The sequence below is a fragment of the Methanomethylovorans sp. genome (assembly GCF_041305605.1).
In the GTDB taxonomy this organism is placed as follows: Archaea; Halobacteriota; Methanosarcinia; order Methanosarcinales; family Methanosarcinaceae; genus Methanomethylovorans.
The window spans coordinates 1-10,945 of sequence record NZ_JBFYLB010000162.1; the positions used below are offsets into that span (position 1 = coordinate 1).

The following is a 10,945-nucleotide window of genomic DNA, read 5'->3' on the forward strand; positions in this document are numbered from 1 at the left end:
CTAAAAACAGAATACACGATGAACTTATAGTGAGAAAGGGACAGGAGGTTTCCCTCCCATGAACATAAATCAGACTATGGTTTTAATACCAAATTACTTTCTCTTCCCTGATCCTGTGGAAGGATATGTGTGATACTCTTCCTTCGCAGCCTTCTTGGATCCTGCTTTCTTCTGTTCTTTCATTGCCATTTCTAGCTCACCTCCGTTTTTTGTCCATTCCACAATTTAGCATTTCCATGGCATAATTGGACTTGGAGTGCATATTCTAGAGGGATCGTATTAAGCCACTAAAATGCCAATATACTGGGAAACTATGCTTCTAATTAGTTTCTCAGCAAAAGCCAATATGTAATTATTAATATATTAATTATTCTATGTAGTATAATGTTAAGATTGTTTACTATTGAACCACGTACAAACAAAAACATAAGGTAAAGATAGCCATGTGGGTTAGAAACAAAAAGAGGTAAATACCAGTTGAGGTGTTGAATTGTTGGTGGTACGAAAAAACCTAAACTGGCTTCAAATAATCTTAAGGATACATTTTATTAACGCGTTTGCATTGTAGAGTTCTCACATCTATAGTATTTTGTGAAATAAGGGAGTAAAAAGCAGTAGCATCTTAGGCCTATCTACACTTATTCTGGACTTATCTGGCACGGCACAGAATCAACTGGTTCTATCTTTTGGAGGCCTAGTCGTGATAGAATTTATTTCTCAAGCGAGAAATTCTCAAAAGTTAAATTTATATATTATTGTATGTATGTTTAATTCATGGAGAAATGCCATGCCAGTGATTGAAGAGAGGAGTGTGCTTGAGGACCTTCTTAGACGTATGTACTGGATTGAGGCTGAGATGGAACAGCTTGGGACTTGGGAAGCACGCATTCAACTCATGGGAGATAGCACAGAAGCCTTACAAAAACTTGCACATGACTCTGATAAACATAGGAACATATTACAAAAGTGGCTTTTAATAGCAGGCATTTCCATACCCCTGAACACTCCACCAGGACTTCCGTCAGTGATGTTTAATTTCAATGGAATGGCTTCCGCGTGGGTATTCCATGAAATAATGAAGTATGAGATACTTGCACGTGATTCCTATATAGATATCTTAAATGCTGATAATTCAGTGATCGAAGATATGTTCCATGACGAAACAAATAGAAAAGAGTTCATTAATGACATAAAAAAATTAGTAAAAGATGAAGAAGAACACAGAAAGATATGTTCAAGCCAAGCGGGCGGTATCAAAAAAATCGTCTGAGATCGAACTCTTCAAAAAAGAAGCCATCTATTCTATTAAATCTATTTCAAAAATTCCACTATTCTTCTTTTTGTATTTTTCTTTTGAGTATTGATAGCAGCGGTTGTAAATCCGGGTACGACCCACCCTTTACAAAATGCCCATCGTCATTGGGTTTACATGTTCAAGGAAAACTTACCTGTCCTACACAATGAGAAGTAACTATAAATCTCACATCTACATTCATTACAAAAGAGGATAGTAAAAAGAAGTAACAGCTTAAGAATATCTATACTTTTTTAATGGACCGGTCGGGAATTGAACCCGAGGCCTCTACCATGCCAAGGTAGCGATCTTCCCCTGATCTACCGGCCCATGATGAGCAACCTTACTTTACAGCATTGAAGATAAAGGTATCGCTAGGAATATAGGGTGAATAGTAACCTCTAAAGAATCATGTAATGTATGCGGGCGTCAAAGCGAAATGTTAAAGTACCTGTATGCGTATTTGGTGTGTCGCGTGATGTAATGTATCATGCTTAAACCCAATGGGCCCGTAGCTTAGCTCGGTGGAGCGCACGGCTGATAACCGTGAGGTCCTGCGTTCGAATCGCAGCGGGCCCATTATTCTATTGTATGCTGCAATTAACTTTCTGCCATTACATATCTGTTCTCTCTATAGAATTACATTGTTTTGTTCTCTTTGAATAAAGGTGTATGTTGTTAGTCTAAAATTATTGTCATATAAATGAGAAGTGGTTACTATGTTAAAGTGTCAGTTCTTGTCTTTATGCTGCAGGGGAAAGCACTTTTTTTACAATGTGAACTTTATAAAAACATACTCATAATAATGAGATATAAATTTACACTCTTTATATATAAATAATTTGGATTAAACTTATAATGGAATATTGATTATTAACACTATAATGTTTAGGAAATAGTACTACAGTACGGTGATACTATGAATAACGGAAAAACGGAAAAGATCGGTGAACGAGAATACGAAATGGTGGAACTTTTACGCAAACTGAATATGAATCGTTCAGTTGCCCTTGTTCTTGCTTGTCTCTCGACAGGTGAAGAAGTGACGTCCAGATCCATTGAAACGAAGGCAGGTCTCAGGCAGCCAGAAGTCAGTATTGCAATGAGATATCTTTGCGACAACAATTGGATCGAAGTTCGTGAAGAAAAGAAGACCGAAGGTAAAGGAAGACCTGTAAAGCTCTACAAACTTGTCGTTCCTCTGGAATACATTATTCAGCGGATCGAGAGCGATGTTATATATCAGAAATTGTCAGTGCTTGAAAGCATCGAAAGGCTTAAAAGCCTGACATAAACCTTTTAATGTCACTGCTTTTTGTAGGAGGTGAACTACAAAAGGCTTTTTTTAAGTTGGAGCAATTCTTGTGTTCCAATAGATCCCATTGCTCCATCGAAGATTTTATGATACATCAGATCATGAAGAAAACGATTTAATTACTGTAATCCAACACATATGCGGAGTTTTTCTCTTGGGCACTATCAGCGAGAAAATATTTAGCCGGGCAGCAGGCAAGAACGCAAAAGCCGATGATTTTGTTATGGCAAAGATAGATTATGCTATGGCGCATGATGGCACAAGCGTACTGGCTGTCCGTGCATTTAAAGAGATGGGGATCAGTTCAGTGTGGGACCCATCCCGGATCGTGATACCATTTGACCACCTTGTACCTGCTAATAATGAGAATACAGCTTCGTTACAGTGTGATGTCCGTAAATGGATCTCTGAACAGGGGATAAAGCACTTCTATGATGTTGGGTGTGGTATATGCCACCAGGTATTGCCGGAGCAAGGCTTTGCACTTCCAGGTAAACTCATTGTAGGCGCAGATTCTCATTCATGTACCTACGGAGCATTCGGGGCATTTGGTACTGGCGTTGGCGCAACTGATATGGCTGAAATATTTGCTACTGGAGAACTCTGGTTCAAGGTTCCCCGGACAATAAAGGTCACAAGCAATGGTTCATTGGGAAAATTGATCACAGCAAAGGATCTTACTCTGCACATTGTAGGTAAAGTAGGCGCAGATGGTGCTACTTATAAAGCAATGGAATTCTATGGCCAGACGATCTCCGAGCTTTCAATATCTGGCAGAATGACCCTTTGCAATATGGCAATAGAGATGGGTGCCAAGGCCGGCATAGTTCCCGCGGACAAGATCACTTTTGATTATCTTAAAGACAGAGCAATAGAGGAGTATGAACCATTATATGCGGATGAAGATGCAATCTATATAAATGATCTCCACATAAACGCTTCGGATCTGGAGCCCCAGGTTGCCCTTCCTCACCAGGTGGACAATGTAGTAGGTGTATCTGAAGTTCCACATACAAAGGTTGATCAGGTCTTCATAGGTACCTGCACTAACGGAAGGCTTGAAGATCTGGAACTTGCTGCTAATATCCTGAAAGGTGAAAAGGTCGCAGTAAGGACCATTATCATTCCAGCTTCAAGGGAAGTGATGAAAGAGGCTTCAATGAACGGCACGCTTGCTACGCTGCTTGAGGCAGGAGCTACTATTGGTATGCCGGGATGTGGGCCATGTCTGGGTGGTCATATGGGAGTCATAGCTCAAGGTGAAGTTTGCTTGTCCACGTCTAATCGTAATTTCAGAGGACGCATGGGCTCCGGTGGTTATATTTATCTAGTATCTCCCGCAACAGCTGCAGCATCAGCCATAAATGGTTGTATCACCGATCCGCGAGAGGTATGAAGGGAAGTGATTTATTGACTGAGAACATCGACAAACACAGAATACTCCATCTGATGGAACACTGGATAGAGCACAATGAAAGCCACGTGAAAAGTTTCAACGAGTGGAGTAGGAAGATCGGAGAAGCCGGGTACGAAGAAGTGGCGGCAAAGATCCTCGAAGCTGCCGGCAAAATGGAAGAGTGCACTCAAAAATTGCAGCAGGCAAAAGATAAAATCTAAAGTTTGATAACTAGTTGCAGGTTATCCTGCAACATTATTCTTTCTTTTTCCTATCTGCCAAGTTCTGCATGAGCTCTGGCGAGATGGCCTGCAGCCTGAGCTGCGATAAGTGAAATCTCTCCGGCAAGGACTCCGGCAGCAACAATCTCAGCAAATTTCTTAGAATTGGAACCCGATGGTTCTCCTGGTCCTTGCACTCCCAGGAGTTTCAGGCAGTCTTTTTGGGTACCCAGTCCGGTGCCCCCTCCAACTGTACCCACGGGTAGGGAAGGCATTGTCACTGAACAATAAAGATCACCGTTTTTTGTTACTTCAATTGTTGTAATTGCTGTGCTTCCCTCTACTACATGGGCTGCATCCTGTCCGCAGGCTATGAATAGTGCCGCTACTATATTGGCAGAATGGGCATTGAATCCGAGTGCTCCGGCACGTGCAGATCCCAAGAGGTTCTTACGGTAATTAACATCTGCCATTGTTTCTGGCTTGCATTTTAGTTTTTCTTCCACTATTTTTGCCGGGATGATTGTATCGGCTATAACTGTCTTTCCCCGTCCAAGGATGGTATTGATGGCTGCTGGTTTCTTGTCTATGCACATGTTTCCCGAAAGGGATAGCGGTATAACGCCAAACTCATCTTGTATAAGATGTGTTACAGCTTCAGTTGCAATGGTCACCATGTTCATTCCCATGGCATCCTTAGTATCAAATATGAATCGCAGGTATACTGTATTCCCTGTGACGTAAGGTTCCACATCTAATAACTTGCCGAACCTTGTAGTTCCTTCTGCCTTCTCCTTCATCTGAGCAAAGATTTCAGGCCTGCTGATCCAATCAGTGAATGCCTTTGCTTGAACTACATCATCAAATTTGAATACGGGTGCTCTTGTCATCACATCCTGGAATATGCGCACATTAGCTCCTCCCGAGCTGGAGATGGCTGAACATCCTCTATTAGCGCTTGCCACCAGCGCTCCTTCAGTAGTCGCAAGGGGCAGATAGAAGTTCCCTTCTGCAAATTCACCATTTATTGTTAGAGGGCCTGCAATTCCAAGGGGTATCTGCACAGCTCCTATCATGTTTTCTATGTTACGTTTGGTTGCTGCCGCAACATCGAATGTGTAGTGCTGTACAGTTTCAAATCTAGTTCCGGTGATCTCTTCCAGAGCATTTCTGCGAATGCATACTGCTGAATCCGCACTCTCCGCTATTTTATCTATGTTCCGGAATGATATCTCTCCTGCAATTACTTTTTGTAAGATCTCTTTTTCATTGTCTTCTGTTTTGTCTTTGCATGGCACGATTGTCACCTTTCATTCTTTTAACGGGTAGAAGTATAGTTATTCTACAATGTGATTATCAACTGTCCCTGTTCGCAGAATTCCAGAAATAGGTCTGCTATCTCATAGGAACTGATCATTTCGATTTCCGGCATTAATTCAGCTTTTTCGAGCCCTATTACAGATGCACCTAGCTCACAACACCTGAACTTTATTCCCATATCTAAACATTCTTTAATTTTGGAATCATACTCTGGTAAACCCTTTTTTCCCGATTTTGCCATGATCACTCCCATCGGCCCAAAAAGTACAACTACTACGTCCAATCCCTTTTTTCGGTAGTATCTGGCAAATCTGAGTGTTTCCTGTGGACTTGTACTTTCATACACCATGCTTTTGAGCAACAGTAATACTTTTGTAACATCTGGCATTTTTCTGGGTTCACCTCATGCTGTTTATTTCTTTTGAACAATATTAAGTCTTGCCTTTGCAGTGAAAGATGTCAAAAAGGATTTGACAGGGATGAGTAAACGAATCACGTAAATGCTCTAGAATTCCCTTTACATATCCGAAACAGCATTTTATATATTATAATGGTACTAATATATACGATGTAGTTATTGTAGTCACTGACGATAGAATTAAAAAGTTATATATAATATACAAAATGTGCCTAGATTTTCATAGGTGGTATAAATGGTTGACGCAGATATGAGAGAAAGGGTAAATACAGGTATCCCAGGACTTGATGAGATGTTACGTGGAGGATATTTCAAAGGTACGGCAAATGTGGTATCCGGTGATTCAGGTACGGGGAAGACCATATTTGGAACCCAGTTCATCCTCGAAGGAGCAAAGAAAGGCGAAAAAGTGATGTGCATTATCACTTCTGAAGAATCGAAATCTATTGTCAAGGAAATGAATACTTCATTTGGCTGGGAATTGGAAGAATATGTCAAGAAAGGTTTACTGGTCTTTGTTGATATTACGGACCCAAGCCTCAGGTTGCAGAAAAGCGTGGAGATCGCACCATCTGAGCTGATCAAGAGTTTTAAGAAACTCGTAGAAAGCAAGATCGAGGAACTCAAACCTACTAGAATATTCATCGATTCTATTGAAGCACTATTCTTGGCCATTGAATCTAATTACAAACTCCGGACACTGATAGATGATGTATTTGGTGTATTCCGCAAGCATGAAGTCACTTCTGTAATTACGGTGGGAGCCATGTACGGGCTTGATGAAATGGTAGAATACGGCGCTGACTCGGTGGTCAAGCTGGGAAGGATCATTGCCGGCAACAACTTGCAGCGTTCCATCTATATTATGAAGATGAGAGGTTCAGGAACTATCAACGAAGTTCGTGTTCTCAACATCAGTGATAGTGGCATGCAGGTTCTGGCTCAGTCTCCATATCTGGAGTAATTAAAGGTAGCATTCAGTTCTTTCTTTAGAACTGTCCTTTTTATTTTTTATCAATGCTTACAATACATACCAGTCATTGTCATTGATAATTTCTTCTTTTTCTTTTATTTCAATGACCGATCTTCCCAGGGGTTTACTAATGGCTTCCGCCAGATCCTGCAAGTAACTCTTTTGGTTGAGGCTTCCGTAAATAAAACCCTTGCCAGGCTGTATATTTCTCTCGATAGTTTCTATCTTTGGAACTATGGTAACGGGAACAGATGTCATTTCAACAGCTTTTTCCATCGCTGTTCTGAAATCACCTATACAATAAGCTATCCTATGTTTGTAATTTCTTTTTGTTTTTTCGAGGTAGCACGCAAGCCTTTCACTTTCCATTCGAATAAAATCGCGTTTGATCTTAGACACATTACATTTGCCCATCATGAACTGGTAATCCATGAATGGGTACTGGGTATCTAATTCCCGGGGGGTGATGCCACATGTACCAAATACTACAATATGTACCATTTCAGGTTCCAGTATCCCGAAGATCAACCTATCGAATATTTTGTGTGATGGGCTTTCATGATATGGTTTCTTTTTAGCACAGGGTACAAATATGCAGAAATCACGAACAGGTGCTTCGTATTCAGTGAGTACCCACTCATTTGCGCGTTTCATATCCGGATGATATATGACCATCTCTGTGTCAAGAGGTTCTGTAGAACGTTCGTTCTCTGGAATAATGGGTTTCAAGGTAAGATGAGTTCTGAGAAACTATATATATACCTATCGATGTTATGGTTTTGTACAAACTGTACAATTCCTTGTGTTTTTAGATTGTTGCGATAAAGAGGCACAAAATGGCAAGTTCCATTCACGAAATGCTCCGAGCGAACTGTAAATGCGATGATGTGGCAAAATGCGTCCTAGGACTGAAAAATCTTGACTTGCTGGCCTATAAGAAGCTCTTTGAGCAGGGGCCTATGACTGCAGAAGAATTAGGGGACCTGTTGCAGCGGGAGCGAAGTACAGCTTATCGTTCATTGCAAAATTTGATTGCTGTTGGGTTGGTTTACAGAGAAACAAAGTCGATCCAGATAGGTGGGTATTATTATGAATATGTTGCAATTCCACCAATGCAGTTTAAGCAAATGCTCAAGCAGAATATCACTGATTGGTATAATAAAATGGACAAGCTGCTTGATGACTTTGAGAAAGAGCTCTTGGACTCTGTTTCTGAATGATTGAACCTACTATCAGTTCGACGCAATTTAAAATTAAGGTGTTGCAATTTTTTAAGAACAGGTTGAAGAATGTGGGTCGGAGCAATCTTTTGACGGGAAATTTGAGGGGATGTTTTGCTCCTTTCAACCACATTCTTCTTGTGCAAACCAATTCGTTTTGTAGCCCTGTGGAGGGGCTCAAAGCGTACCACCAATGTCATTCACGTTTTTCATTGTAGGTAATTAGTATAAATCTTGTTTCCCCTATATAAATATATCTATACTTTGTTACATACTACTCATCATTATGATGATGGGTGTGTATTGGAAGCTATACACTGATCGTGCATCACTCTTATAATGATTCCATGAACCTGTTCATCCTTTCCAAAGCTTCTTTTATCTGGTCCTTGGAGGTGGCATATGAACACCTTAGGAAGCCCTCGCCAGCTAGTCCAAATACATCCCCGGGGATTGTAACAACTTTTTGTTCATGGAGCAACCTCTCTGCAAATTCCTCGGAAGTCAGGCCCGTGTTTTTCACTGAGGGAAAGGCATAGAATGCACCTTTCGGCTCATAACATTCAAGTCCTATTCTATTTAGCCCACTTATTATCAAGTGTCTGCGGCGGTCGTAATCTCTTATCATTCGCTGCATCTCTTCGTTACCATTACGAAGGGCTTCAATAGCTCCAACTTGTGCAGTGATCGGGGCACAAAGCATACAATACTGATGTATGCGCATCATTGCATTTATGATAGGCAACGGCGCCAGAGCATATGCCAGTCGGAAACCTGTCATAGCATAGGCCTTTGAAAAACCGTTTAACAGGATCGTTCTCTCCTTCATACCTTCAATGGCCGCAAAGCAAGTATGGTCTCCGTTATAAGTAAGACATTCGTATACTTCGTCAGATATTACCATTATGTCATGCTCGCAAATCACTTCGGCAATGGCTTCCAGGTCTTTCCTGTCCATTGTTGCTCCTGTTGGGTTATTGGGATAATTTATGATGACAGCTTTTGTTCTGGGGGTTATGGCGTTTTTCAGATCTTCTGCGGTCAGTTTGAAATTATTCTTCAGTTGCGTAACCACAGGTACAGGTATGCCTCCGGCAAACATAACCGAAGGGACATAAGCTACATAGGCAGGTTGAGGTACTATTATCTCATCACCTGGATTGGTTATAGCTCGTATCGCTACATCAAGAGCTTCGCTGACGCCGGACATGACAAGGATTTCTGAAGTTGGGTCGTAATGGGTGCAATGCTTGTGGGAATATAACTTAGCGATCTCTTGTCTGAGCTCTATAAGCCCAAAGTTAGAAGTATATGATGTTTTGCCGGATTCCAGGGAATGAATACATGCTTCCCTTATGTGCCAGGGTGTCACAAAGTCAGGCTCACCAACTCCCAGCGATATCACTCCTTCTATCCCGGATGCAAGATCAAAATACTTGCGTATCCCTGAGGGGGGGACTCTTGTCATCACATCTGCCACAAATTTTTCTGAATTACATTTGTTGTGCATGATCCTCCCTTGATTTCAGGTATATTTTTTGGTATTTAAGGGGTTACAAGTAAACGGCTGGTTTCTTCCTGCTCTTGCAGGACCACTCCGTCTTCCTTGTATGTTTTAAGCACAAAGTGGGTAGTAGTATGCTGTACCTGCTCTATGGTCGATATCTTCTCGGCAACGAAAAAAGCGACTTCTTTCATTGTTTTTCCCATTACTGTAAGTGAAAGGTCATACTGGCCAGATAACAACCTTACAGAGCGTACTTCCGGGAATTTATATAAGCGTTCGGCTATTGCCTGATAACCCAGATTGCGTTCCAAAGTTACTTTTAGTTCGATAATCGCATATACGTGCTCGTCGCCTGCAAGGTCCCAGTCGATGATAGTTCTATATTTGCGGACCACTCCAGTATCCTCTAATTCTTTGATCCTTTTACTAATGTCTTCTACCGGAAGTCCTGTCAGGGTTGCGATCTCTTCATGAGTGACCCTGGCATCTTGTTCCAGACATTCTAGTATATGTCTTGTTTCAATATCCATCTCATAAGCAACCCCTTGAAATTAGAAAAAAGAGTGAAATAAAAAAGGAGTGTGCTCAGCTGAGCAGCACTGCATTGACCACTCCATCCTGTCCGGGACGGCTGGTGATTCTGGCATTGCCTACGGGGGTACGAATAACTGAACCTTTCGTTAAGATATTACGCCTGACATAGTGCTCGTTAGCCTCATTACCCACCACAGTTTCTATTATAGTCTTTTGGGTCTTACCATTTGCATCGGTCACATTGGCCATGTTGCACTGGAGTAATCTGATCTTGCTGTTCCCGCCCATCGTGGAAACCAATTTGATCTTAATATCGTCAAGGCGCGTGTCAGCCGGCTCGCGTCCAAGCTCGAATTTCCTTTTTGAGCGGTAAGCCTTTATTTTAGCACCTGTGTACTTTCTTCTTGATCTGCCTTGCCATTTCATGATATGTCCTCTTAAATATATGTATAAATCAGATGATTTCTGTTAAAGTGATTTTTTCAACTTTAATGGTTATGGACTTATCTCTACTTGAAGGATTGTATAAGAAGTTTTCGAGTGGTGGTTAAATTGAATGTCTTTTCTCGGCTGGTAGCATGTCAAGAAGATATATATCTGATGTTTCTATCTTCTGTTTACTTTCTATCTCATGCTTTAATCGGCAATCAATAAATATCTCCTCTACTATTTCCCTTTATGCTCCGCATATTATTTCTTGGAACCGGTGGCTCTCTACCAACACGTAATCGAAATCCATCTGCAATA

Annotated in this window: 12 protein-coding genes and 2 tRNA genes; 7 read left to right on the forward strand and 7 right to left on the reverse strand. The window is 41.2% G+C overall.

All coding sequences use genetic code 11. The features are described 5' to 3' along the window. Positions 1-787: 787 nt before the first annotated feature. Positions 788-1,270 (forward strand): hypothetical protein, encoded by a 483-nt coding sequence (locus ACCM36_RS09975; RefSeq protein WP_370573612.1) that lies wholly within the window; start codon positions 788-790, stop codon positions 1,268-1,270. A 282-nt stretch (positions 1,271-1,552) separates the two neighbouring features. On the opposite strand, the gene ACCM36_RS09980 is transcribed toward ACCM36_RS09975, so the two are convergent. Continuing rightward, positions 1,553-1,624: transfer RNA gene (locus tag ACCM36_RS09980), tRNA-Ala, on the reverse strand. 175 nt (positions 1,625-1,799) lie between these two features. Between ACCM36_RS09980 and ACCM36_RS09985 the strand changes: the two genes are divergently transcribed. From ACCM36_RS09985 to ACCM36_RS10000, 4 genes are all read left to right on the forward strand, one after another. Beyond that, positions 1,800-1,873, forward strand: a tRNA-Ile gene (locus tag ACCM36_RS09985). Positions 1,874-2,213: 340 nt separating this feature from the next. Further along, on the forward strand, positions 2,214-2,588 hold the full coding sequence (locus ACCM36_RS09990) for a transcriptional regulator (RefSeq protein ID WP_370573613.1): 375 nt from the start codon (positions 2,214-2,216) through the stop codon (positions 2,586-2,588). A 175-nt stretch (positions 2,589-2,763) separates the two neighbouring features. Beyond that, positions 2,764-4,005: a 3-isopropylmalate dehydratase large subunit gene (locus ACCM36_RS09995; protein WP_370573614.1), complete on the forward strand. Its 1,242-nt coding sequence runs from the start codon at positions 2,764-2,766 to the stop codon at positions 4,003-4,005. Continuing rightward, positions 4,002-4,226 (forward strand): hypothetical protein, encoded by a 225-nt coding sequence (locus ACCM36_RS10000; RefSeq protein ID WP_370573615.1) that lies wholly within the window; start codon positions 4,002-4,004, stop codon positions 4,224-4,226. The genes ACCM36_RS09995 and ACCM36_RS10000 overlap by 4 nt, the downstream gene beginning before the upstream one ends. A 50-nt stretch (positions 4,227-4,276) precedes the next feature. On the opposite strand, the gene hmgA is transcribed toward ACCM36_RS10000, so the two are convergent. Both hmgA and ACCM36_RS10010 read right to left on the reverse strand, forming a co-directional pair. Continuing rightward, entirely contained in the window at positions 4,277-5,524 is a 1,248-nt protein-coding gene (gene hmgA / locus ACCM36_RS10005; protein ID WP_370573616.1) for a hydroxymethylglutaryl-CoA reductase (NADPH), read from the reverse strand. Between the two features lie 44 nt (positions 5,525-5,568). Beyond that, on the reverse strand, positions 5,569-5,934 hold the full coding sequence (locus ACCM36_RS10010) for a DsrE family protein (RefSeq protein ID WP_370573617.1): 366 nt from the start codon (positions 5,932-5,934) through the stop codon (positions 5,569-5,571). A 265-nt stretch (positions 5,935-6,199) separates the two neighbouring features. Between ACCM36_RS10010 and ACCM36_RS10015 the strand changes: the two genes are divergently transcribed. Next, the gene (locus ACCM36_RS10015; protein WP_370573618.1) at positions 6,200-6,928 is read left to right on the forward strand and encodes an RAD55 family ATPase; all 729 of its coding nucleotides are present in this window, start codon (positions 6,200-6,202) and stop codon (positions 6,926-6,928) included. Positions 6,929-6,985: 57 nt separating this feature from the next. On the opposite strand, the gene ACCM36_RS10020 is transcribed toward ACCM36_RS10015, so the two are convergent. Continuing rightward, the gene (locus ACCM36_RS10020) at positions 6,986-7,666 is read right to left on the reverse strand and encodes a DUF5591 domain-containing protein (protein WP_370573619.1); all 681 of its coding nucleotides are present in this window, start codon (positions 7,664-7,666) and stop codon (positions 6,986-6,988) included. A 107-nt stretch (positions 7,667-7,773) separates the two neighbouring features. On the opposite strand from ACCM36_RS10020, the gene ACCM36_RS10025 reads away from it, so the two are divergent. Next, a complete protein-coding gene (locus ACCM36_RS10025; protein WP_370573620.1) occupies positions 7,774-8,157 on the forward strand; it encodes a helix-turn-helix domain-containing protein in 384 nt (127 codons plus the stop codon). Positions 8,158-8,491: 334 nt separating this feature from the next. Here the strand turns inward: ACCM36_RS10025 and ACCM36_RS10030 are convergent, their stop codons facing one another. The 3 genes from ACCM36_RS10030 to ACCM36_RS10040 are packed head-to-tail and all read right to left on the reverse strand — an operon-like array spanning position 8,492 to position 10,624. Continuing rightward, complete coding sequence (locus ACCM36_RS10030; protein WP_370573621.1) at positions 8,492-9,667, reverse strand: aminotransferase class I/II-fold pyridoxal phosphate-dependent enzyme; 1,176 nt, start codon at positions 9,665-9,667, stop codon at positions 8,492-8,494. Positions 9,668-9,702: 35 nt separating this feature from the next. Then, positions 9,703-10,194, reverse strand: a complete 492-nt coding sequence (locus ACCM36_RS10035; RefSeq protein ID WP_370573622.1) for an Lrp/AsnC family transcriptional regulator — start codon at positions 10,192-10,194, stop codon at positions 9,703-9,705. 55 nt (positions 10,195-10,249) lie between these two features. Beyond that, on the reverse strand, positions 10,250-10,624 hold the full coding sequence (locus ACCM36_RS10040) for a 30S ribosomal protein S8e (RefSeq protein WP_370573623.1): 375 nt from the start codon (positions 10,622-10,624) through the stop codon (positions 10,250-10,252). Positions 10,625-10,945 lie beyond the last annotated feature (321 nt).

Coding starts and splice junctions, on each gene's coding strand:
- ACCM36_RS09975 (WP_370573612.1), top strand. CDS start 788: ATGCCAGTGATTGAAGAGAGGAGTGTGCTTGAGGACCTTCTTAGACGT.
- ACCM36_RS09990 (WP_370573613.1), top strand. CDS start 2,214: ATGAATAACGGAAAAACGGAAAAGATCGGTGAACGAGAATACGAAATG.
- ACCM36_RS10000 (WP_370573615.1), top strand. CDS start 4,002: ATGAAGGGAAGTGATTTATTGACTGAGAACATCGACAAACACAGAATA.
- ACCM36_RS10010 (WP_370573617.1), bottom strand. CDS start 5,934: ATGCCAGATGTTACAAAAGTATTACTGTTGCTCAAAAGCATGGTGTAT.
- ACCM36_RS10015 (WP_370573618.1), top strand. CDS start 6,200: ATGGTTGACGCAGATATGAGAGAAAGGGTAAATACAGGTATCCCAGGA.
- ACCM36_RS10025 (WP_370573620.1), top strand. CDS start 7,774: ATGGCAAGTTCCATTCACGAAATGCTCCGAGCGAACTGTAAATGCGAT.
- ACCM36_RS10030 (WP_370573621.1), bottom strand. CDS start 9,667: ATGCACAACAAATGTAATTCAGAAAAATTTGTGGCAGATGTGATGACA.
- ACCM36_RS10035 (WP_370573622.1), bottom strand. CDS start 10,194: ATGGATATTGAAACAAGACATATACTAGAATGTCTGGAACAAGATGCC.
- ACCM36_RS10040 (WP_370573623.1), bottom strand. CDS start 10,624: ATGAAATGGCAAGGCAGATCAAGAAGAAAGTACACAGGTGCTAAAATA.